The organism is Agrobacterium sp. O3.4 (genome assembly GCF_041414895.1).
In the GTDB taxonomy this organism is placed as follows: domain Bacteria; phylum Pseudomonadota; class Alphaproteobacteria; order Rhizobiales; family Rhizobiaceae; genus Agrobacterium; species Agrobacterium cucumeris.
The window spans coordinates 135,049-155,408 of the sequence record NZ_JALPZP010000004.1; the positions used below are offsets into that span (position 1 = coordinate 135,049).

General features: G+C 60.3%; 17 protein-coding genes. 12 read left to right on the forward strand and 5 right to left on the reverse strand.

The features are described 5' to 3' along the window. The first annotated feature begins 39 nt into the window (after nucleotides 1-39). The 3 genes from M0412_RS19545 (at nucleotide 40) to M0412_RS19555 (ending at nucleotide 4,593) form a co-directional block, all read left to right on the forward strand. Nucleotides 40-945 (forward strand): UTP--glucose-1-phosphate uridylyltransferase, encoded by a 906-nt coding sequence (locus M0412_RS19545; protein WP_269701588.1) that lies wholly within the window; start codon nucleotides 40-42, stop codon nucleotides 943-945. Between the two features lie 108 nt (nucleotides 946-1,053). Beyond that, on the forward strand, nucleotides 1,054-3,402 hold the full coding sequence (locus M0412_RS19550) for a polysaccharide biosynthesis tyrosine autokinase (protein ID WP_142842488.1): 2,349 nt from the start codon (nucleotides 1,054-1,056) through the stop codon (nucleotides 3,400-3,402). 246 nt (nucleotides 3,403-3,648) lie between these two features. After that, nucleotides 3,649-4,593 carry a glyoxylate/hydroxypyruvate reductase A gene (locus M0412_RS19555; protein ID WP_269701585.1) on the forward strand — a complete coding sequence of 315 codons (945 nt, stop codon included), beginning with the start codon at nucleotides 3,649-3,651 and terminating at the stop codon, nucleotides 4,591-4,593. A 23-nt stretch (nucleotides 4,594-4,616) separates the two neighbouring features. On the opposite strand, the gene M0412_RS19560 is transcribed toward M0412_RS19555, so the two are convergent. Then, the gene (locus M0412_RS19560) at nucleotides 4,617-7,592 is read right to left on the reverse strand and encodes a PAS domain S-box protein (RefSeq protein ID WP_269701583.1); all 2,976 of its coding nucleotides are present in this window, start codon (nucleotides 7,590-7,592) and stop codon (nucleotides 4,617-4,619) included. 374 nt (nucleotides 7,593-7,966) lie between these two features. On the opposite strand from M0412_RS19560, the gene M0412_RS19565 reads away from it, so the two are divergent. From M0412_RS19565 to M0412_RS19575, 3 genes are all read left to right on the forward strand, one after another. Beyond that, on the forward strand, nucleotides 7,967-8,965 hold the full coding sequence (locus tag M0412_RS19565) for an ABC transporter substrate-binding protein (protein WP_142842492.1): 999 nt from the start codon (nucleotides 7,967-7,969) through the stop codon (nucleotides 8,963-8,965). 228 nt (nucleotides 8,966-9,193) lie between these two features. After that, a complete protein-coding gene (locus tag M0412_RS19570; protein ID WP_142842493.1) occupies nucleotides 9,194-10,081 on the forward strand; it encodes a proline/glycine betaine ABC transporter permease in 888 nt (295 codons plus the stop codon). Then, nucleotides 10,074-11,135 carry a glycine betaine/L-proline ABC transporter ATP-binding protein gene (locus tag M0412_RS19575; protein WP_269701579.1) on the forward strand — a complete coding sequence of 354 codons (1,062 nt, stop codon included), beginning with the start codon at nucleotides 10,074-10,076 and terminating at the stop codon, nucleotides 11,133-11,135. Before M0412_RS19570 ends, M0412_RS19575 begins: the two co-directional genes overlap by 8 nt. On the opposite strand, the gene M0412_RS19580 is transcribed toward M0412_RS19575, so the two are convergent. Beyond that, nucleotides 11,127-12,371, reverse strand: a complete 1,245-nt coding sequence (locus M0412_RS19580) for a TIGR03862 family flavoprotein (protein WP_371338327.1) — start codon at nucleotides 12,369-12,371, stop codon at nucleotides 11,127-11,129. The genes M0412_RS19575 and M0412_RS19580 overlap by 9 nt on opposite strands. 52 nt (nucleotides 12,372-12,423) lie before the next feature. Between M0412_RS19580 and M0412_RS19585 the strand changes: the two genes are divergently transcribed. From M0412_RS19585 to M0412_RS19595, 3 genes are read left to right on the forward strand one after another with little or no spacing between them, the layout of a single operon-like run. Then, nucleotides 12,424-13,011 carry a YigZ family protein gene (locus M0412_RS19585; RefSeq protein ID WP_269701575.1) on the forward strand — a complete coding sequence of 196 codons (588 nt, stop codon included), beginning with the start codon at nucleotides 12,424-12,426 and terminating at the stop codon, nucleotides 13,009-13,011. A 40-nt stretch (nucleotides 13,012-13,051) separates the two neighbouring features. Then, the gene (locus tag M0412_RS19590; protein ID WP_269701573.1) at nucleotides 13,052-13,720 is read left to right on the forward strand and encodes a pseudouridine synthase; all 669 of its coding nucleotides are present in this window, start codon (nucleotides 13,052-13,054) and stop codon (nucleotides 13,718-13,720) included. Nucleotides 13,721-13,728: 8 nt separating this feature from the next. Then, on the forward strand, nucleotides 13,729-14,355 hold the full coding sequence (locus M0412_RS19595) for a class I SAM-dependent methyltransferase (protein WP_269701571.1): 627 nt from the start codon (nucleotides 13,729-13,731) through the stop codon (nucleotides 14,353-14,355). Here the strand turns inward: M0412_RS19595 and M0412_RS19600 are convergent, their stop codons facing one another. Continuing rightward, on the reverse strand, nucleotides 14,356-14,541 hold the full coding sequence (locus M0412_RS19600) for a hypothetical protein (RefSeq protein ID WP_269701569.1): 186 nt from the start codon (nucleotides 14,539-14,541) through the stop codon (nucleotides 14,356-14,358). Between the two features lie 183 nt (nucleotides 14,542-14,724). Here M0412_RS19600 and M0412_RS19605 point away from each other — a divergent pair, with 183 nt between their 5' ends. Beyond that, entirely contained in the window at nucleotides 14,725-15,951 is a 1,227-nt protein-coding gene (locus M0412_RS19605; RefSeq protein ID WP_269701567.1) for a PQQ-dependent sugar dehydrogenase, read from the forward strand. 102 nt (nucleotides 15,952-16,053) lie between these two features. Beyond that, nucleotides 16,054-17,070 (forward strand): DNA topoisomerase IB, encoded by a 1,017-nt coding sequence (locus M0412_RS19610; RefSeq protein WP_262517579.1) that lies wholly within the window; start codon nucleotides 16,054-16,056, stop codon nucleotides 17,068-17,070. Nucleotides 17,071-17,073: 3 nt separating this feature from the next. Here M0412_RS19610 and M0412_RS19615 read toward each other — a convergent pair whose 3' ends face one another. Both M0412_RS19615 and M0412_RS19620 read right to left on the reverse strand, forming a co-directional pair. Further along, nucleotides 17,074-17,796 carry a response regulator transcription factor gene (locus tag M0412_RS19615; RefSeq protein ID WP_065116286.1) on the reverse strand — a complete coding sequence of 241 codons (723 nt, stop codon included), beginning with the start codon at nucleotides 17,794-17,796 and terminating at the stop codon, nucleotides 17,074-17,076. A 1-nt stretch (nucleotide 17,797) separates the two neighbouring features. Then, the gene (locus M0412_RS19620; protein WP_269701563.1) at nucleotides 17,798-19,033 is read right to left on the reverse strand and encodes a GAF domain-containing sensor histidine kinase; all 1,236 of its coding nucleotides are present in this window, start codon (nucleotides 19,031-19,033) and stop codon (nucleotides 17,798-17,800) included. Between the two features lie 302 nt (nucleotides 19,034-19,335). On the opposite strand from M0412_RS19620, the gene M0412_RS19625 reads away from it, so the two are divergent. Further along, nucleotides 19,336-20,349 carry an ABC transporter substrate-binding protein gene (locus M0412_RS19625; RefSeq protein ID WP_269701561.1) on the forward strand — a complete coding sequence of 338 codons (1,014 nt, stop codon included), beginning with the start codon at nucleotides 19,336-19,338 and terminating at the stop codon, nucleotides 20,347-20,349. The last annotated feature ends 11 nt before the right edge of the window (nucleotides 20,350-20,360 follow it).

A 20,360-nucleotide genomic window follows, 5' to 3' on the forward strand; every position in this document is an offset into this window, starting at 1 on the left:
GGACTGGGGACAGATCAAACCTTGATGAAGGAGAACGCGATGGACCTGAACAAAACTGTCAGAAAAGCCGTCATTCCCGTAGCTGGCAACGGCACACGGTTTTTGCCCGCCACCAAGGCGATGCCAAAGGAAATGTTGACGATCGTCGACCGGCCGGTCGTGCAATATGCTGTCGACGAGGCCATGCAGGCCGGCATCGAGCATATTATTTTTGTGACCAGCCGCAACAAGACCGCCATCGAAGACTATTTCGACAGCGCGCCGGAGCTCATCAATACGCTCACCCGCTCCGGCAAGACCGTTCAGGTATTGCAGCTGGAAAAGATGCTGCCGGTTGCCGGCACGGTGAGCTATACGCGCCAGCAGGTGCCCCTCGGTCTCGGCCACGCCGTCTGGTGCGCGCGTGAACTGGTGGGCAAGGAGCCTTTCGCCCTGCTTCTGCCTGACATGGTGTCCTACGGCGCACGCGGCTGCATCGCTGGCCTGATGGAACTTTATGACGAAGTCGGCGGCAATATTCTCGGCGTCGAGGAATGCCTGCCGGAAGAAGTGTCGTCCTATGGTGTCGTTGGCGTCGGCCAGAAGGTCAATCACGGCTTCGCCGTCACCGAAATGGTCGAAAAGCCGGAACCATCCAAGGCGCCTTCAAATTATTACCTGAATGGCCGTTATATTCTGCAGCCGGAAATCTTCGATATTCTTGCGAAGCAGGAACGCGGTGCGGGCAATGAAATCCAGCTGACCGACGGCATGAAGCGGCTTGCCGAAAAGCAGGCTTTCCATGCGCAGAAATATGGTGGTCGCACCTTTGACTGCGGCAGCAAGCAGGGCTTCATCGCCGCCAATGTCGCTTTCTCGCTTATGCGCGCCGACATGGAGGCGCAGGTTCTCGCTTCCGTGAAGGAACTGGTGGCAAACCACGAAAGCCGCGTTCGGGCGGCCTGACTTTAATCGCGCCGCCGGGGAGGCGGCCGGCGCACCAATAACGGGGGGCGGGAAGGCGAGCCAGGGCTCGGCTTCCCGCGTACCATTTTTAATTCACAAGGTAGGTCCATGCACCACAAGACCTTTAAATCCAACATCGGTTTTCCGGAGTCCGGCAAGGATTCCGACACGTTTATCGACCTCGACCGCCTGTGGGCCGCCGTGGTACGCCGTGCCAATGTCATTGCCGCTTCGGTCATCGCCGCCGTGGTTCTGGCCGGCCTTTATCTGGTGCTTGCGACCCCCGTTTACACCGCGATGACGCAGGTGCTGCTGGATGAAAGCCTTTCCCGTTATGCGGAAGAGGAATCGCCGGTGCCCGCCGCGCAGATCGTCGACAACCGCATCGCCAGCGCCGTGGAAATTTTGAAATCCAAGGAAATGGCGCTGACCGTGGTCGACAAGGCCAAGCTTGATGAGAACGACATCATCGTCAATCCGCCGATGTCGCCGGTCGAGCTCGTCAAATCCTCCGTGCGCGGCGTGCTTGATCTCGTCCTGCCCGGCGACCCACCCGCCTCCGAAGCCGCGATCCGCGCCGGACGCCGCGAAAAGGCGGCTGCCGTGCTGCAGCAGTCGCTGACAGTGGAACGCGTCGGCCGCAGCTCGGTCATTGCCATCTCCACCCGCTCGACCGACCGCCAGCTTGCCGCGCAGATCGCCAAGACCTATGCGCAGGCCTACCTCACAGAACAACTGAACGCCAATTTCGACGCCAGCGAACGCGCCTCGGTATGGCTGCAGGAGCGCATGACCGACCTTAACCAGCGCGCCCAGGCGGCGGAGCTTGCGGTGCAGAAATTCAAGTCGGACAACAACATCGTCTCCTCGCGCGGCGAGCTGATGTCGGAAGGCCAGCTTGCTGATCTGAACGGCCAGTTGATTGCCGCTCAGGCGGATGCCGCAACGGCCTCGGCCCGCTATAACCAGTACAAGTCGATTATCGACCGGGGACCTGACGTGGCTGTCGATAACGCCGTTGTTTCGGCACGCGACACCGACAATTCGGTCATTCAGGATCTTCGCAAGCGCTACATCACCATTTCTGACCGGCAGCAGGGCATCGTCCAGCAATTCGGCGCGGACCATCCGCAGGCCGTTGCGCTGGACGCCGAGAAGAAAGAGGTTTCGCGGCAGATCTATCAGGAACTGCAGCAGCTGACCGGCAGCCTGAAGAACGAATACGACGTTGCCAATTCCCGCGTGCAGTCGCTGCGCGACAATATCGAAGGCGTTGCGGGCCGCAACTCGCAGGCCAATATCACCATGGTGCAATTGCGCGAGCTCGAGCAGCGCGCAACCGCGCTGCGCACGCTTTACCAGTCCTATCTCGGCCGTTTCGAGGAAGCCTCGCAGAAGCAGTCGCTGCCGATCGCAAAGGCCCGCATCATCTCCGAAGCCGGTCTGCCGACCGCACCGTCCAGTCCGAAAAAGACCATGACCATGGCGCTTTCGGTCATTCTCGGCCTGATGCTGGGCGGCGGTATCGCAGCACTTCTCGAGTTCCGCGACCGGTTTTTCCACACCGGCAACGATGTGCGCGACAATCTGCGCATGCGTTTTCTGGGCTACCTGCCGTTTATCGGCGAAAGGGGCGTGGAAACAGCAAAACCGGGCACCAGCGCCGCCACCCCCGGCGGCGAAAATGCCACGCTTGATGAAAGCGGCCAGGTCTCGTTCCAGAAGATGCTGCGCCTTGCGGTCGACAGCCCGCGCTCCAGCTTTGCAGAGACCCTGCGCAACGTGAAACTGACGGCAGATGTCGTCATTCAGGAACGCCAGTGCCGGGTCATCGGTGTCATTTCCTGCCTGCCGAACGAAGGCAAGTCTGTCGTGGCGCTCAATCTGGCCGGGCTGATCGCCTCCACCGGCAAGCGCACGCTGGTGGTGGATGCCGATATCCGCAATCCCGGCCTCAGCCGCATGCTGACCACACGGCAATCCGCCGGTCTGGTGGAAGTCGTCCTCGACGAGGTTCCGTGGACACAGGCGGTGAAGGTGGATACGCGCACGAAAATGGGCATCCTGCCGGTTTCTACCAGCAACCAGTTCGCCCATTCCAGCGAATTGCTGGCTTCTTCCGGCATGCGCAAATTCATCGACCAGGCGCGTGAGGCCTGCGACTACATCATCGTCGACCTTGCACCCGTGGTCCCCGTCATCGACGCCAAGGCCTTTGCACCGCAGGTGGACGGTTTCGTTTTCGTCACCGAATGGGGCAAGACGCCGATCCAGATGGTGCAGAACCTGATGGCCAACGAACCGCAAATCGCCAACAAGACGCTGGGCATCGTGCTCAACAAGACCGACATGACGGAATTGCAGCGTTATGCCGGCCCGGGTGGCTCGGAACATTATCACGAGAGCTTCTCGGCCTATTACGGCGACGCAAAGCCGCCGGTAAAGGAAAATGCGTAATGGTTGAGATTTAACAGGCCGGTTGCATCCCCACTCCGTCACCCCGGCCCCCGAGCCGGGGTCCAGCCAGCCCAAGTCCTTGGGCTGAAAAGAAGACTTGGCGCCGCGCAGACGCGCGGCGGCTGGATGCCGGATCTAGTCCGGCATGACGGAAGAATCACAAATTCCCCCATTCCACCCATGGTATTGCCCGCCGAAATTGCGCATTGATGGCGTGAAGCTAAAATCGCAAGCAGGACCAGTTTCATGTCATCACCCATCGCCTTTGTTTCGCGGATGAATGCGGAAGCGGAAACCGTCTGGAAGCACGCACTTCGTGCCGCCATGCCGCAGGAGGAAATCCTCTCCTTTTCCGAATTGACCAGCGAACAGAGAGGGGCCGTGGATTTCGCCATCGTCGCCAATCCCGATCCGGCCGACATTGCCGCATTGCCGGGCCTGACATGGATTCACAGCCTGTGGGCGGGCGTTGAGCGGCTGGTGCTGGAACTGGGCAACAAGGCGCCACCCATCGTCCGGCTGAAGGATCCGGAGCTTTCGCGCGTCATGGCCGAAGCCGTGCTGGCTTGGACCTATTATCTGCAACGCGACATGCCGGCCTATCGCGACAACCAGCAGAAGGCGCTCTGGCAGGAATTAGACTATCGCCATCCGCGCGAGATGACCATCGGCCTTCTCGGCCTCGGCGCGCTTGGCACCGCTGCGGCGGAACGCCTAAGCCACGCCGGCTTCAACGTTTCAGGCTGGAGCCGTTCGGTCAAGGCGATCGACGGCGTGGAAACGCTGACCGGCGATGACGGGCTGCAGGCACTGCTGGAAAAAAGCGACATCCTCGTCTGCCTCGTGCCGCTCACCGATGCCACACGCGGCCTTCTCGATGCCGGCCGTCTTGCCGTGATGAAAGACGGCGCAGCGCTCATCAACTTCGCCCGGGGTGCAGTCATCATTGCCGAAGACCTGATTGCGGCGCTCGATTCCGGCAGGCTTTCACATGCCGTGCTCGATGTTTTCGAGCAGGAACCATTGCCCGCCTCTTCCGCCTTCTGGCAGCACCCGAAAGTCACCGTCCTGCCGCACATTTCCGCGCCGACAAGCCGCGAAAGTTCAGCCCGGATCGTTGCCGGCAATGTTCGCACATGGCGCGAAACAGGTTCGCTGCCGGAAACGGTGGATATGACGCGTGGTTACTGACCCCGCAAAAAACGACAGGCGGCCTATTCGGCCGCCACCGTTCCGCCCGCATGGGCCAATTCGACAGCCGAGATGATCTGCTGTTCATCATAGGGCTTGGTCAGCAGTACCGCATTTTCCGGCGCACCTTCGGGCAGATGGCTATCACCCGTCGCAAAAACCACGGCCAGGCCTGGTTTGCGGTGCAGGGCCTCCACCGCCAGTTCGCCACCCTTCATGTCTGGCAGGCCGATATCGGTGACGAGAACATCAATATGTTCCGCCTCGACCACCTTCAGCGCCTGTGCCGCATTTCCGGCCTCAACGACGATGAAGCCGCTATCGGACAACATCTCCAACGAATTCATCCGGATCAATTCGTCGTCTTCGACCAGAAGGACGCGTATCGCGCTGTTTTCGTTTTTCGAGGGTCGCGCAGCTTCGGCTGGCTTTGAATGACCCGATGCAGATGCCGCCCGTGCCTTTGACGACGAAACCTGTTTGCGATTGGCGATGACGTGGCGAATGCGCCGCGCCAGCGCTTCGCGCGTATAGGGCTTGGAGAGAAGTTCCACCCCGGCATCCAGCTTGCCACCATGCACGATGGAATTTTCCGTATAACCCGAGGTAAAGAGAACGGCGAGATTGGGCAGTCGTTCCTGTGCGCGGCGCGCCATTTCCCGGCTTTTCAAAGGCCCCGGCATCACCACATCGGTGAAGATGACATCGATCGGGATGCCACTTTCCACCACCGTCAGACCCGCCTGCGCATCGCGGGCGGTGAGTACACGGTAACCGAGATCGCTCAGCGTCTCGACAACGGTGCTACGCACCTCTTCATCATCCTCAACGACAAGGATGGTTTCCGTCCCGCCCTCGACGGGACCGGTATGCACCACCACTTCACGGTCTTCGTCGGCAGCCGAGCGCGGCAGATACATCTTGACCGTCGTGCCCTGCCCCAGCTCACTGTAGATATTGACGTGGCCACTGGACTGTTTCGCAAAACCATAGACCATCGAGAGGCCAAGGCCAGTGCCCTTGCCCTCCGGTTTGGTGGAAAAGAACGGCTCGAAGACCTTTTCCAGAATTTCCGGCGACATGCCGGAGCCGGTGTCGGTGACGGCGAGCATGACATATTGACCCGCCGAAACCTCCGAATGTTTGCGGGCATAATCACGATCGAGAACCGCATTGCCGACCTCGATCGTCAGCTTGCCGTGCCCTTCCATGGCATCGCGCGCATTGATCGCCAGATTGAGCAGCGCATTTTCCACCTGGTTGGGGTCGGCATAGGTGTTCCACAGACCACCGGAGGTGATGACTTCCACCTCGATCGCCTCGCCGAGTGAACGGCGCAGCAGATCATCCATGCCGGTGACAAAACGGGCGATGTTGATGACACGCGGTTCCAGCGCCTGACGCCGCCCGAAGGCCAGCAGCTGGCTGGCGAGCTTTGCGCCACGATGGACGCCGGCAAGCGCGTTTTCCAGCCGCCGCTCGGCCCGTTCATTGCCGATCACATCCTTCGACAGCAATTGCAGATTGCCCGCAATCACCTGAAGGAGGTTGTTGAAATCATGCGCCACGCCGCCGGTCAGCTGACCGATGGACTCCATTTTCTGCGCCTGCTGCAGGGCCCTTTCCGTCTGGCGACGTTCGGCCATTTCCGTCTCGACACGGGCTTCGAGGCCTTCGTTCAACTGGCGAAGCTGCTCTTCCGCCCGGATGCGATGGCGTATCTCGCGCTCGAGATTGCTGGCATGCTCCTTGAGGGTATTTTCCGCCCGCCGCTGTTCGGTAATATCGGTGTGGACACCCACCCATTCGGCAATGGCGCCGGCCTTGTCGAAAATCGGCACGCCGCGGATCGCAAAGGTGCGGTAGACGCCGTCATGACGGCGCACGCGATGTTCCCACACATAGGTGTCCCTGGCGGAAACCGCCTTTTTCCAGCTTTCGAGCGAATGTTCGCGGTCGTCAGGATGAACCGCCTCAACCCAGCCGGCACCCTGATATTCCTCGAAGCTCTGGCCGGTCAGCGCGCCCCAGGCGGGCTGCTCCCCCAGCATCCTGCCATCGGCGCTATTGGTCCACAACACGCCATGCACGGCATCCACCGCCGCACGGAAGCGGTTGTTGCTGAGCAGGATTTCCTGCTCGGACCGCTTGCGGTCCTCGATATCAATGATCAGTACATAGATGCCGTCGATCGAGCCATCGGCGATGTAGCGCGGAATATAACGGATTTCAGCGGCGCGGGTGGTGCCGTCCGGCCTGCGGATCGAGGTATCGGAAACGATCTTTTCACCGGCAAGCGCCCGGTCGAGATAGGCCCGTCGCGCCTCGAAAAACGCCTCGCCGACGATTTCGGGAACGCTGCGGCCAATCACCTCGTCGGCGCTGCGGCCGAACCATTCCAGATAACCGTCATTGGCGAATTTATAGACATAATCGCGATCGACATATCCCACCAGGATCGGCAGGGCGTTGGTAAGCCGGCTCAGTTCCTTGCGGCTCTGTTCCAGCGCCTCCACCGCCTTCACCTTGTCGGTGTTTTCAAGCACGGTGCATAAAACACCGTCCACCGACCCGCCCTCATTATAGATCGGCGTGTAAAACAGGTCGAAAATGACCTCTTCCGGTAGGCCATTGCGCATCAGCGTCATTGGCTGGTCACGATAGGCCATGACCTCGCCGCGAAAGCCGGCTTCCAGAATGCGGCTGTTCCAGTCCCATATTTCCGGCCAGATGCCGGGCACGGTTTGTCCCAGCGCCCGAGGGTGATAGTTGCCGGCGATCTCCGCATAACCGTCATTATAGATCATCACGTGATCCGCACCCCACATCAGCACCTGCGGAATGGGAGAATTAACGACGGAATTGGCTTTTTGCCTCAGATTTTGCGGCCAGTCGCAGATAGGCCCGAGCGATGTCTTCGACCAGTCAAAGCGGCGCACAAGTTCGCCCGTTTCACCGCCACCGATCGGCCATACCGGGGTAGCACGAAGATTGGTCATTCACATCACCACAAAAACCGAGAGGAAATCTCCCGTAATACACAACCGGATAAAAGTCCAAGAAAACAAAAACTTCCATTTATTGTTCCCGGCTTTTCGAAATTTCGGAAAAGTTCCATTTTTTTACAGCATGTCAGCCGGTGCATCCGGCTAGGCTGCGGAACATCGCCGCCCGATGTCGCAAATTTAGCACCTGCACCCGCCGCAGCAGGCATTTGCCGGGCAATTGATTGACAATTGCCATCCTCAATACGCCAGAAATTGCCGCAAACGGGATGGCAACAGAGCAATTATTAACGCTCAATACGCGTGCTGACGGTCGCGGTGCCGTTTGCACGCGGGTCTTCGCCACACCGCGACCAGAGGGAACAACAATGAAAATACTTTTGGGTGCCACAATACTTTCCGCCGGCTTCGCCTTTTCAGGCGGCGTAGCCTTTGCCGCCGACTGTGGAAACGTGACCATTGCCAGCATGAACTGGCAATCCGCCGAAGTCGCCGCCAATCTCGATAAATTCATTCTTGAAAATGGCTATGGATGTTCCGCCGAAATCGTCACCGGCGACACCGTACCAACCCTGACCTCCATGGCCGAAAAGGGCCAGCCGGACATCGCCCCCGAAGCCTGGGTCAGCCTGCAGCCGGAAATCGTCAAGCAGGGGCTGGAAGGCGGCAAGGTTGTCGCGGCCGCCAAGATCCTGTCGGATGGCGCCGTTCAGGGCTGGTGGATTCCGAAATATCTGGCCGACGCCAATCCCGATCTCAAGACCATTCCAGACCTCTTCAAGCATCCCGAACTCTTCCCCTCCCCCGAGGACAAGGCAAAGGGCGCCGTCTATAACGGCCCGCAGGGCTGGGGCGGCACGGTTGTCACAGCGCAATTGTTCAAGGCGTTCGGTGGTGAAAAGGCCGGCTTCACCCTCATCGATACGGGTTCTGCCGCCGGTCTCGACGGCTCCATCGCCAAGGCTTACGAAGCGAAGCAGCCATGGGTCGGTTATTATTGGGCGCCAACCTCGCTGCTCGGCAAATATGAGATGGTGAAGCTGGGTTTCGGCACGGAATATGACGCGGCCGAATGGAAACGCTGCACTTCGATTGCCGACTGTGCAGACCCCAAGCCGAACGCCTGGCAGGTGGACGATGTCCAGACGCTGGTCAGCAAGACTTTTGCCGACCGTGCCGGCCCGGCCATGGACTATCTGAACAAGCGCGCCTGGACCAACGCTACCGTCAACAAGCTGATTGCCTGGATGACCGATAATCAGGCGACCGGCGAAGATGGTGCCAAGCAATTCCTGAAGGAAAACGAAGCGCTCTGGACGGGCTGGGTGTCTCCTGAAGTCGCACAAAAGGTCAAGGCCGCCCTTTAAGGTCGGCCCGGCATATCTGCCCGGCAACCGGCGTCCGCCAGAGGCGGCGCCGAACCACATCGATGCCCGAAAACCAGCCGGTTCTCAAAAAAGCACGATGCGCCGGTTCCACAGGAATAGAGCGTCCCGCCTGGCGTCACCGACGATGCGGGCAGCGCTCTGGCGATTTTACTCCCGGAGCGCAGAGGATATTGATCCCCGCCTCCGGTTCGTCATGGAGAACAGGATATGGAATGGCTTTTCAAATTTCCGGCCATGAATGACGATGCCCTGCGTGCGCTGAAAAAAGTCATCGACGAGGGGTTCCGGGCATTTACCCGAACCTATGGCAGCGCAATAGAGGGGCTGTTCACGCCCCTTCAGAGCTTCCTCATCTGGGCGGAAAGGCTTTTGATCGGCGCACCCTGGCCGGTCGTTATTCTTATTGTCGGCGTGCTCGCCTGGTTCGCCAGCCGCAGCGCCACCATTGTTGCCCTCTGTTGCGGCATTCTCTTCGCCATCGGCTGGTTCGGCATGTGGGAAGACACGATGAAGACGATTTCGATGATCTTCGTCTGCGCCGTGCTGTCCATCGTCATCGGCCTGCCGATCGGCATCGCCATGGCGCGCTCCAACCGCCTGCAGAACGTGGTCAATCCCGTTCTCGACGTGATGCAGACGATGCCGAGTTTCGTCTATCTCATTCCCGTCGTCATGCTGCTCGGCATCGGCCGCGTGCCCGGTGTCATCGCCGTCGTCATCTACGCCATTCCGCCGATGATCCGGCTCACCAATCTCGGCATCCGCATGGTCGACCGTGATGTGCTGGAGGCGGCGGACGCTTTCGGTTCTTCTAAGCGCCAGAAGCTTTTCAAGGTGCAGCTGCCGCTGGCGCTGCCCACCATCATGGCCGGTATCAACCAGACCATTATGATGGCGCTTGCCATGGTCGTCATCGCCTCCATGATCGGCGTGCAGGGCCTCGGCCAGCCGGTGCTGAAGGCCATCGCCAACCAGTATTTCACGCTCGGCGTATTCAACGGGCTTGCCATTGTCGGCATCGCCATCATCTTCGACCGCATCAGCCAGGCCTATGGCCTTCGCCTGCAAAAACACCGGGAAGTGGCGCATGGCTAGTCAATCGATCGAAATTCGCAGCCTCTACAAGATTTTCGGCTCCAAGGCGGCGGACTATGTCGAACCCGTCAAAGCCGGCATGTCCAAGACGGAACTCAACGCCAAACATGGCCATGTGCTCGGCCTGCGTGATATCAACATCACCATGCCGGGTGGGCAGATCACCGTCATCATGGGCCTTTCCGGCTCAGGCAAATCGACGCTGATCCGCCACGTCAACCGGCTGATCGACCCGACAGCCGGCGAAATCCTCTACGGCGGAACCGACGTCTGTCGCCTGAACGAAGCGGAACTCCTGGAATTTCGCCGCCACAAGACGGCGATGGTGTTCCAGAAATTCGGCCTCCTGCCACATCGCAACGTGCTGCAGAATGTCGTCTACGGTCTTGAAGTGCAGGGCATCGACAAGCGCGAGCGGGAAGAGCGGGCCGAAGTCTGGATCCGGCGCGTGGGGCTGGAGGGATTTTCCAGCCATTATCCGAACCAGCTTTCCGGCGGCATGCAGCAACGCGTTGGCCTTGCCCGGGCGCTTACCAACAATGCAGAAATTCTGCTGATGGACGAAGCCTATTCGGCGCTCGATCCGCTGATCCGTGTCGACATGCAGACGGTACTGCTGGAGTTGCAGAAAGAATTGAAGAAAACCGTTGTCTTCATCACCCACGATCTCGATGAGGCGCTGCGGCTGGGCGACAAGATCGCCATTCTGCGTGACGGCGAAATCATCCAGCAGGGCACGGCGGCCGAAATCGTCATGTCGCCGGCCGACAGCTATATCGAGGCCTTCGTGGAAGAGGTCAATCGCGGCCGGGTCATCCGCCTCGGCGCCATTGTCCAGCCGGAATTTTCCGGCCAGTCGCGGCTTCAGCTCGATGCGGACATGACGGTTGAAGAAGGCCTGCGCGCCCTCGTGCGGGAAAATGTCGGCAGCGCTGTGGTCGTGGGGGAAAACGGCAAGGTGCTTGGCTCGGTTACCACGGATGCCATCATGCGCTGCCTTGTCAGGACTGCCTCTGGCGAGGAAGCGGGGATGGCGGAACGGCTGTCAGGCTGAGCTTGCAAGCCACCTGGCCATTCCGTTCGCCGCCGCCTTGCCGGTGGCGAAACAGGCGGTCAGCAGGTAACCGCCGGTCGGCGCTTCCCAGTCCAGCATTTCCCCGGCAGCGAATATGCCGGGGAGCTTTTGCAGCATGTAATTTTCATCGAGGCCACCCCAGGCGATACCGCCTGCCGATGAAATTGCCTCGCCAATCGGCCTCGGTCTCAGAAGCGGTATTTCCGCATGTTTCATTCTCGCTGCGACGAAATCATCCGGCATGGCCGCTATATCGGGAAAGATGTCCCGCAGCAGCCCGACCTTGACGGCGGAGAGACCAGCCGCCTTGCGCATGCGGTTTGCAAAACTCTCCTTCCGTCCGAGCTTCGCCAGATCCCGGCTGAGGCGTTCCACCGTGCGTCCGGGGGCAAGATCAACGGTGAGCGAGGCCTTGCCCGCCTGTTCCAGCCGGTCGCGCAGGGCGGCGGAATGGGCATAAACCACGCTACCCTCAATGCCGTGTTTCGTGATCACGAACTCGCCCTGAAACGCTCCGGCCGGTGAAATGGTGATGGTGGATTTCACCGCCTCACCGGCAAAACGCTGGCGGAAAACATCGCTCCATTCAACGTCGAATCCGCAATTGGCGGGACGGAACGGAGAAAACTCCACGCCTTTGGCCACCAGCGCCGGAACCCATGCGGCATCGGACCCAAGACGCGGCCAGCTTGCGCCGCCGAGCGCCAGAAGCACGGCATCGGCCTTAACTTCAACCGCGCCTGCCGGCGTCTCAAAAACCAGTTGATCGCCGGAAAGGCCTGTCCAGCGATGCCGTGTCCTGATGGTAACACCTTGCGTTTCCAGCCGGGCGAGCCAGGCGCGCAGCAACGGCGAGGCTTTCATGGCCTTTGGGAACACCCGGCCCGATGTGCCGACAAAAGTCTCCTGCCCCAACCCATGCGCCCAGTCACGCAACATGTCAGGCATGAAATCATCAAGAGCAGCGCGCAGCCCCGGTTCGGCATCGCCAAAACGATGGCGAAAACTGTCGTAATCTTCGGCATGGGTGATGTTGAGGCCGGATTTTCCAGCCATCAGCAATTTACGCGCCACGGTTGGCATCGCCTCGAACACTGTCACGGTGTGGCCCGCGGCCGAGAGCATTTCGGCCGCCATCAGCCCCGCCGGCCCACCGCCGACAATCGCGACCTGCCTCGCCTTTGCCAAAACCCTCTCCATCACCATCTTCGCCATTGAGAGCCTTATACCGATTTCCGTATGTGAATATATGCGATATTGAACGGCCATGTTCACGCTCGACCGCCCCGTTACCTTTTCACAGGATATCAAGAAAAGCCGTTTCATCGCCTTTGCCGCCCCGATAACCGGCGAGGAAGATGCAAAAAGCTTCCTCGTGGCGCATTCGGACCTTGATGCCAACCACAATTGCTGGGCGTGGCGCACCGGTCAGACCTATCGTTTCAGCGATGACGGCGAACCCTCGGGGACGGCCGGGAAGCCGATCCTTCAGGCCATTGACGGCCAACAGCTGGATAATGTCGCCGTTCTCGTCATCCGCTGGTTCGGCGGCATCCTGCTCGGCAGCGGTGGCCTGATGCGCGCCTATGGCGGCACGGCGGCGGCCTGTCTTCGGCTTGGCGAGACCTCGCCGGTCATCGCCTATGTCAGCGCCACGCTGAGCTGCCCCTTCTCCGATCTGGCGCTCGTAAAATCACGCCTTTCCGCCACGCGGAACCTGCGGCTGGAGAGGGAGGATTTCACCGGCACCGGTGCGGATATGCTGCTTTCCGTTCCGGTAGAGGAAGCCGAACGGCTCACCCGGCTTTTAAGCGACCTGACCAGCGGGCGCGTCAATCTCCACATTCCCGACTAGCACGCCTGTCCGAATGCGAGATTCGTGCTAAGGAAGCGCCATGTCATCTGAGCTTTCCAACCCCGTCTACAATCCGCCGCTCGAGCCCTGGCTCACCATTGTCCACCAGGATGATGATCTGCTGGTGCTGGACAAGCCGAGCGGGCTTCTGTCCGTGCCCGGGCGTGATCCGGCGCTCTTCGATAGCCTGATGACGCGGGTGCAGAAACAGTTTCCGAAAGCGCTGATGATCAACCGGCTCGACAAGGACACATCGGGCATCGTGCTGATGTCGTTGAACCGCAGGGCCCATGCCGCCATCGCCGCCCAGTTCGAGAACCGTGAGACGCGTAAATCCTATGTGGCCGTCGTCTGGGGTACGGTCACGGATGAAGCGGGCGAGGTGGACCTGCCGCTGGCGATCGATCCCGATAACAAACCGCGCCACCGCGTGGACCATGAAAATGGCAAGCCGGCGCAAAGCCTGTGGCGGGTGCTGAAACGATTGCCGCTTCCGGCAACCCGGCTGGCACTTACGCCCCTCACCGGCCGCACCCATCAGTTGCGTGTGCATATGAAGGCGCTCGGCCATCCGATTCTCGGCGATGAATTTTATGCCGATGGCGAGGCGCTCGCGGCCGCGCCACGCCTGATGTTGCATGCGCAGGAGGTCGGCTTCCGCCATCCCGATGGCCGTGACGTCACCTATACCGTGCCCTGCCCGTTCTGAGGCCTGCGATGAAAGAACAAGACGAAAGCTTCGTGGTGGATTTTGTCGGCGGTGCGGTCGGGCACCGTTTCCGCTCCGGCGAGGGGCGCGGGCAGGCCCTGCCCAAAGCCGCCGGTTTTACCAAGGGCCGCACGCCAAAAATCGTCGACGCCACGGCGGGGCTGGGGCGAGATGCCTTCCTGCTTGCCTCGCTCGGGGCGGAGGTTACCCTAATCGAACGCTCACCGGGCATGCATACCCATCTGGCGGACGGCATTCGCCGCGCATTGGAGGCAGGCGGCGCCTATGCCGAGGCAGCAGCACGCATGACGCTACTGCAGGGCGATTCACGCCAGCTATTGCAAGAACTGTCACCCGAGGTGGTGATCGTCGATCCCATGCATCCGCCGCGCCACAACACGGCGCTTGTGAAAAAAGAGATGCGGGTGCTGAGAGAACTGGTGGGTTCCGATCCCGATCAGGTGGAACTGATGGAAGCGGCGCTTGAACATGCAACAAAGCGGGTGGTTCTGAAATGGCCATTGCGCGCCGAGCCCATGCCGGGCATCCGCAAGCCGTCGCATCAGATAATGGGCAAGAATACCCGTTATGATGTCTTCATGATCTTCGGAAAATCTCTTGATCCCGAGGAATGATCAGCGGAAGCTCGGCTTGCGCTGCGCATTCATCAGAAGCTCGTGCCGCGAGGCGAACTCACCGAACAGCTTCCTGAGCCTCGTCTCCTCCGCCTTGTCCAGCCGGTAACGGCGGCAGAATTCCGCGACGTTCAGGATCGGTTTGGTTCTGTTCCCGTTTATGGTCTTGTTACCGATGATTTGCATGGCGTCCTCCGTCTGACAGAGGCCAAACGTGACGGCGGGCTTCCGGTTCCCTATCAATTCGCATGGATGAGAAAAGGGCGTGCGACAGTACACGACCTCATCAAGTTTTCTTGAAACTCTCGCAGGAAACGAAATCCTCCCCAAATGGTTCTCTGCCTGACGTAAACGAAGGAAGGGAGACCCATGTTCCACAACAACCGATTTCTGAGTTCGACGATCTTATGTGCGCTGCTTGCCGTGCCACTTGCCGGCGCTGCCCATGCACAGACCGCCCCGGCTGCCGAGACGAAACGGGCCAATGCGCCGGATCAGAAGCCGGCTTTCGAGGGCCAGACGCGCGCGCCGCAGGCGGACGCCCAGCCAAATGTTGAAAAAACCGTTGTCGCCGAGGGTCTGCCGCACCTCTGGTCGATGGAATTCCTGCCCGATGGCCGCATGATCGTCGCCGCGAAGGAAGGCGCCATGCATATCGTCGCTGATGGCAAGGCAGGCCCCGCGATAGAGGGTGTGCCTGAGGTGGCATCCGCTGGACAGGGTGGTCTCCTCGACATCGCGCTGGCTCCGGATTTCGAGACATCGCGTAAAATCTTCTTTTCCTTCTCCGAACCGCGTGATGGCGGCAACGGCACCTCCGTCGCCTTAGCCAAGCTGACCGAAGATGGCGGTGCGGCAAAACTGGAAGATGTCTCGGTGATTTTCCGCCAGATGCCCACCTATGACGGCGACAAGCATTTCGGCTCCCGCCTCGTCTTCGGCCCTGACAACGAACTTTACGTCACCGTCGGCGAACGTTCGGATGCGACGCCGCGCGTGCAGGCGCAGGATCTGTCGAGTGGTCTTGGCAAGGTCTTCCGCATTGATGCCGAAGGCAAGGCTTTCGAGGGCAACCCCTTCGCCGGCCAGCAGAATACGCTGCCGGAAATCTGGAGCTATGGCCACCGCAACCTGCAGGCCGCAGCACTTGATGGAGAGGGCAGGCTCTGGACCGTGGAACATGGCCCGAAGGGCGGCGATGAGCTGAACATGCCGAAAGCGGGCCTCAATTACGGCTGGCCGGTTATCACCTATGGCGTCGAATATAGCGGCCGGTCGGTTGGCGAAGGCGCCACCGCCAAGGAAGGCATGGAACAGCCGGTCTATTATTGGGACCCGGTCATCGGCCCTTCCGGCATGGCCTATTATGGCGGCGACCAGATTCCGGAATGGAAGGGCGCCTTCATTGTCGGTGGTCTGGTGAGCCAGGGTCTCGTCATCCTGCATATCGATGGCGACAAGGTCGCGACCGAAAGCCGGCTACCGCTTGAAGCGCGCATCCGCGACGTCAAGATCGGGCCGGATGGTGCAGTTTATGCCGTAACCGAACAGCGGGGCGGCAACTCGCAGATTCTCCGGATTGCCAAAGCCAGCTGAAAAACGATCGGCCGCAAAAACTGATGATCAAAGCAACAGGCCGCCGGAACGAAGGCGGCCTGTTTTTCGTTTGCCGCAGCGTGAAACCTGCCGGAAAAAACCATGCCACAACCGCCCACCCGCCTTCTTGCCAAAATCGGACTTGCCTATGTCAACGATCAGGAACCGGGGATAGCCCGCGAAAGGCGCGGGCGCGGTTTCTGCTACCGGCTGCCGGGCGGTGAACTTCTCTCCGACGGCATCGAACTGAAGCGCATCAAATCGCTCGGTGTGCCGCCAGCCTACCGGGACGTGTGGATATGCATTGATCCATCAGGACATTTACAGGCCACCGGCTTTGATGCGCGTGGGCGAAAACAATATCGGTATCATCCCGACTGGCATGCGCTGCGTGGCGAGACGAAATTCTTCCAGCTCAAGAGTTTCGGCAAGGCGTTGCCCGCCATTCGTCGCCGCGCAATGGCCGATATTGGCAAGCAGGACCATGGGGAGGAAATGACGCTGGCAGCGCTCACCCTCCTTCTTGACGCCGCCTATCTGCGCGTCGGCAACCGCTCCTATCTCGAAACCAACGGCACCTATGGCGCGACGACCCTGCTCAAACGGCACGTCTCCTTCGGTGAAACCATCGAATTGCGCTTCGCCGCCAAGGGCGGGCAAAAAGTGAAACGGCAACTGCGCCACCCCCGCCTTCAGAAAATCCTCGAGGAAATCGCCGATTTGCCCGGCAAGGAACTCTTCGTCTGGCAGGATAGCGAAAACCGGGTGCATTCGGTCGATTCCAGCGATCTCAACGCTTACCTTTCCCGCACCGGCGGAGCCGGTATTTCCGCCAAGACCTTCCGCACCTGGGGCGGTACGCTTGCGGCCTTCTGCGATGCGATGGAGCACGTGGCGGCAGGGGAAAAACCAAGCATAAAGGGCATGTGTCAGGCGGCAGCGACTGAGCTTTCCAATACTCCCGCCATCTGCCGCAAAAGTTACGTGCACCCTGCCGTGCTCGAAATTGCGACGGAGGAAAAGGCACAGAAAAAGCTTGGCCGCATTTTGAAAGTCGGGGCAAAGCCCGTCTCTGGCCTCAGGGCGGATGAAAGACGGCTGCTTGCCTTCCTGCCGTGAGGCTCAGCGGCTACCCGCCCACTCCGCCAGTTCCCGCTCGGCCCTTTCCAGCGCGCTGTAATTCAAAAGCTTTCGCAGGAAGGCCACCGTGACGGCGCGGGTTCTAAGATTATACCGGCCTTCCGCATCGTCATCACCCGGCGCCTGATGCACGTTCAGCTTTTCATAGAGGCTTTGCAGCCGGTTCTGCACGCTGCGCAGCGACAGATTACGGCGGCGCGCAATTGCCTTGTCGGTGAGGCCGAGCGCGACATCCACAAGGATTTCATATTCGGAATCGGTAAAGCCATGCGCCTTGCCGAGGCTCTTTTCCTGCAGGCCGCGCACTTCCCGGTCTATCACGCATTGCGCCTCGATGAAGATGCTGCGCAGCGCCAGCCGCAGCCGGTCATCGGAGGCCGATTTCAGCACGTAACCATAGGCGGCACCCTCGGGCACGATGCGGGAAACGCCGCGCACATAGGCCTCGTCAGAATAGTTGGACCAGAACAGGATGCGTGTATCCGGCCTCTCCTTCCAGATGGTGCGCGCCGCCTCGATGCCGTTGCGCTCGTTCATCTGCAAATCCATGACGATATGGGCGGCCCGGTTCTCCCGCGCCAGCTTTTCGCCGGTTCTGCCGTTGGACGCTTCCAGCACCTTGTCGCATTCCGGCAGGGCGGCACGCACGGCCTCATTGAGATAGGCGCGGTGCAGCGCATCGTCTTCAACGATCAGCACGTCCATGTCACACATCCTCCCGCCGGTCGAAAGCGCTTTCCGGCAGCGTCACGGTAATGCGGGTTCCGGCTCCCGCGCCGTTGCCGCCGATATCGAACCGCGCTGAAATCAGCCGCGCGCGCGTCTTCATGTTGCCGATGCCGAGACCGCCGGACGCCCCGCCGCCGCCACCGCCACTGCCGTCATCACTGACAATCACCCGCAAACCGCCATCGACGGAGGAAAGCGTCACGGCAATGGTTTCCGGCTGGGCATGGCGGATGGCATTATTGACCGCCTCCTGCACGATGCGGAACAACGAGATGGCCACCGTCTTGTCGAGCGTTTCCACCAGCCCGTCGGTCTTATCGGTTACCGACCATTCAATCACATATCCGCTGTCACGAACGGAGCGATCGACATAGGTCTCGATGGCCTGCACGACGCCGAACAATTGTAGAATGGAGGGTTTCGCCTCCTCGATGATCTCGCGCAGGTCCTGCATGCAGTGTTGAAGGCTGCGCACCACCGGCTCCAGCATCTCGCCCGAAACGTCGGCGGCATGGCTCATGCGTTCGATACGCCGCGCCAGCCGTGTGAGATCCGCCAGCGTCTGGTCGTGCAAATCCATGCCAATGCGCTGCCGCTCGGCCTCCAGCGCCTCGGTCAATTGCAGGGCGCCCAGCCGCAGGCCCTCTTCGCGGGCATTGGCGCGCGCCTCCTCGATGGCAGACCTTTTCGCCTGCTCGGCGGCGCGGATGGCGTAGAAATAGGGCGCCAGCAAATCCGCAACCGCGCGGGCATTGGCGACATCCTCCACCGTATAGGCATCCGACTGATGTGAGGAACAGCTGAGCGCGCCGATGATATCGCCATGCACCTTCATCGGCACATGCAGGCGGCTATGCAGGCCAAGTTCGATGATCGGGCTTGAAAACGAGCCTTCGAAATGAAAGCGCGGATCGGCGCAGGCATCGCCGCTCAAAAGATATTCGACCGCACCTGACAGCAGGGACCGGATCGGACTGCCGGTCAACAGCGCAGGCGGCTGCCGGCTCCAGGCGCTGACCAGACCGCTCTCATAGGCAATATGGTATTTGTCATCCAGCTGCTTGATGCAGACATCCATATGGTCATGCGGGATGATATGGCTGATCTCTGTCGCAACCGCCTGAATGATGGCATTGAATTCCAGCTGCCCGGCAAGCAGCCGCGAAATGCCCATATAGTGGTGAAAGAGCGCGCTTTTCGGCGTATCCAGCATATGCGGACGCCCTCCCAAGCGCCTGCCTTCGACCATTGCGGCTGACATGACCCGTCAGAACGCCGCATCATCCATTCTGCGCCGGGCAAGGCCGTTTCGTCCTGCGGGTTCCCGCATGCTTTCTGCGGAAACCCGCAGGAAGATTGCCGTGATCCGCCTATACAAGCCAAATCTTCTTGGTCATTCTCGCTTGTACTGGGGAACGGAGCTCCAGTGCAACGGGATTTCGTCTGCTGCGGAGGAGATTTGCGGCGGGTGAGGGTTCCGGCCCCGAAAGGGCAAGCCACCAGGGAGGAAAATCAATGGCTTTCAGGAAGATGCTTCTGGCGTCGGCCGCTGTCGCGTGCGCAGCCTTGCCGATCACCGCTCATGCCGATACGTCGGCCAAAAAAATCGCGCTTTCGAACAATTACGCAGGCAATTCCTGGCGTCAGGCGATGCTGACCAGCTGGGACAAGATCACCAAACAGGCTGTCGCCGACAAGCAGGTCGCGGCCGCCGACGCCTTCACGACCGCCGAAAACCAGGCGACCGAACAGGCGGCGCAAATCCAGAACCTCATTTTGCAGGGTTATGACGCCATCGTCATCAACGCCGCTTCGCCGACTGCCCTCAACGGCGCGGTGAAGGAAGCCTGTGATGCCGGCATTATCGTCGTATCTTTCGACGGCATCGTCACCGAGCCCTGCGCATGGCGTATCGCGGTGGATTTCAAGGCGATGGGCGAAAGCCAGATCGACTATCTGGCCAAGGCCATGCCGAAGGGTGGCAATCTGCTCGAAATTCGCGGTCTTGCCGGCGTTTCGGTGGATGACGAAATCCATGCCGGCATCGCCGCCGGTGTCGCCAAGAACCCGCAGTTCAAGATCGTCGGTTCGGTCAATGGCGACTGGGCACAGGATGTCGCGCAGCGCGCCGTTGCCGGTATCCTGCCAAGCCTTCCCGAAGTTGCCGCGGTGGTGACGCAGGGTGGTGACGGCTACGGTGCCGCACAGGCCTTCGCCGCCGCCAAGCGCCCGACACCCACCATCGTCATGGGCAACCGTGAAGACGAGCTGCAATGGTGGAAACAGCAGAAGGACGCAAGCGGTTACGAGACCATGTCCGTCTCCATCGCCCCCGGCGTTTCGACGCTGGCTTTCTGGGTGGCGCAGCAAATCCTCGACGGCAAGGATGTGAAGAAGGATCTGACCGTTCCATTCCTGCGCATCGACCAGGCCAATCTTGAGGAAAACCTCAAGACTACCCAGAAGGGCGGCGTGGCGAATGTCGAATATTCGCAGGCGGACGCACAGAAGGCCATCGCCGCCAAATAGGCGAGCCGGTT

What these genes read in the sequence shown, in the direction of transcription:
- M0412_RS19620 (WP_269701563.1), bottom strand. Translation starts at nt 19,033, where the DNA reads ATGCTGGATACGCCGAAAAGCGCGCTCTTTCACCACTATATGGGCATT.
- M0412_RS19600 (WP_269701569.1), bottom strand. Translation starts at nt 14,541, where the DNA reads ATGCAAATCATCGGTAACAAGACCATAAACGGGAACAGAACCAAACCG.
- M0412_RS19605 (WP_269701567.1), top strand. Translation starts at nt 14,725, where the DNA reads ATGTTCCACAACAACCGATTTCTGAGTTCGACGATCTTATGTGCGCTG.
- M0412_RS19570 (WP_142842493.1), top strand. Translation starts at nt 9,194, where the DNA reads ATGGAATGGCTTTTCAAATTTCCGGCCATGAATGACGATGCCCTGCGT.
- M0412_RS19610 (WP_262517579.1), top strand. Translation starts at nt 16,054, where the DNA reads ATGCCACAACCGCCCACCCGCCTTCTTGCCAAAATCGGACTTGCCTAT.
- M0412_RS19590 (WP_269701573.1), top strand. Translation starts at nt 13,052, where the DNA reads ATGTCATCTGAGCTTTCCAACCCCGTCTACAATCCGCCGCTCGAGCCC.
- M0412_RS19625 (WP_269701561.1), top strand. Translation starts at nt 19,336, where the DNA reads ATGGCTTTCAGGAAGATGCTTCTGGCGTCGGCCGCTGTCGCGTGCGCA.
- M0412_RS19615 (WP_065116286.1), bottom strand. Translation starts at nt 17,796, where the DNA reads ATGGACGTGCTGATCGTTGAAGACGATGCGCTGCACCGCGCCTATCTC.
- M0412_RS19550 (WP_142842488.1), top strand. Translation starts at nt 1,054, where the DNA reads ATGCACCACAAGACCTTTAAATCCAACATCGGTTTTCCGGAGTCCGGC.
- M0412_RS19560 (WP_269701583.1), bottom strand. Translation starts at nt 7,592, where the DNA reads ATGACCAATCTTCGTGCTACCCCGGTATGGCCGATCGGTGGCGGTGAA.
- M0412_RS19585 (WP_269701575.1), top strand. Translation starts at nt 12,424, where the DNA reads ATGTTCACGCTCGACCGCCCCGTTACCTTTTCACAGGATATCAAGAAA.
- M0412_RS19565 (WP_142842492.1), top strand. Translation starts at nt 7,967, where the DNA reads ATGAAAATACTTTTGGGTGCCACAATACTTTCCGCCGGCTTCGCCTTT.
- M0412_RS19575 (WP_269701579.1), top strand. Translation starts at nt 10,074, where the DNA reads ATGGCTAGTCAATCGATCGAAATTCGCAGCCTCTACAAGATTTTCGGC.
- M0412_RS19580 (WP_371338327.1), bottom strand. Translation starts at nt 12,371, where the DNA reads ATGGCGAAGATGGTGATGGAGAGGGTTTTGGCAAAGGCGAGGCAGGTC.
- M0412_RS19555 (WP_269701585.1), top strand. Translation starts at nt 3,649, where the DNA reads ATGTCATCACCCATCGCCTTTGTTTCGCGGATGAATGCGGAAGCGGAA.
- M0412_RS19545 (WP_269701588.1), top strand. Translation starts at nt 40, where the DNA reads ATGGACCTGAACAAAACTGTCAGAAAAGCCGTCATTCCCGTAGCTGGC.
- M0412_RS19595 (WP_269701571.1), top strand. Translation starts at nt 13,729, where the DNA reads ATGAAAGAACAAGACGAAAGCTTCGTGGTGGATTTTGTCGGCGGTGCG.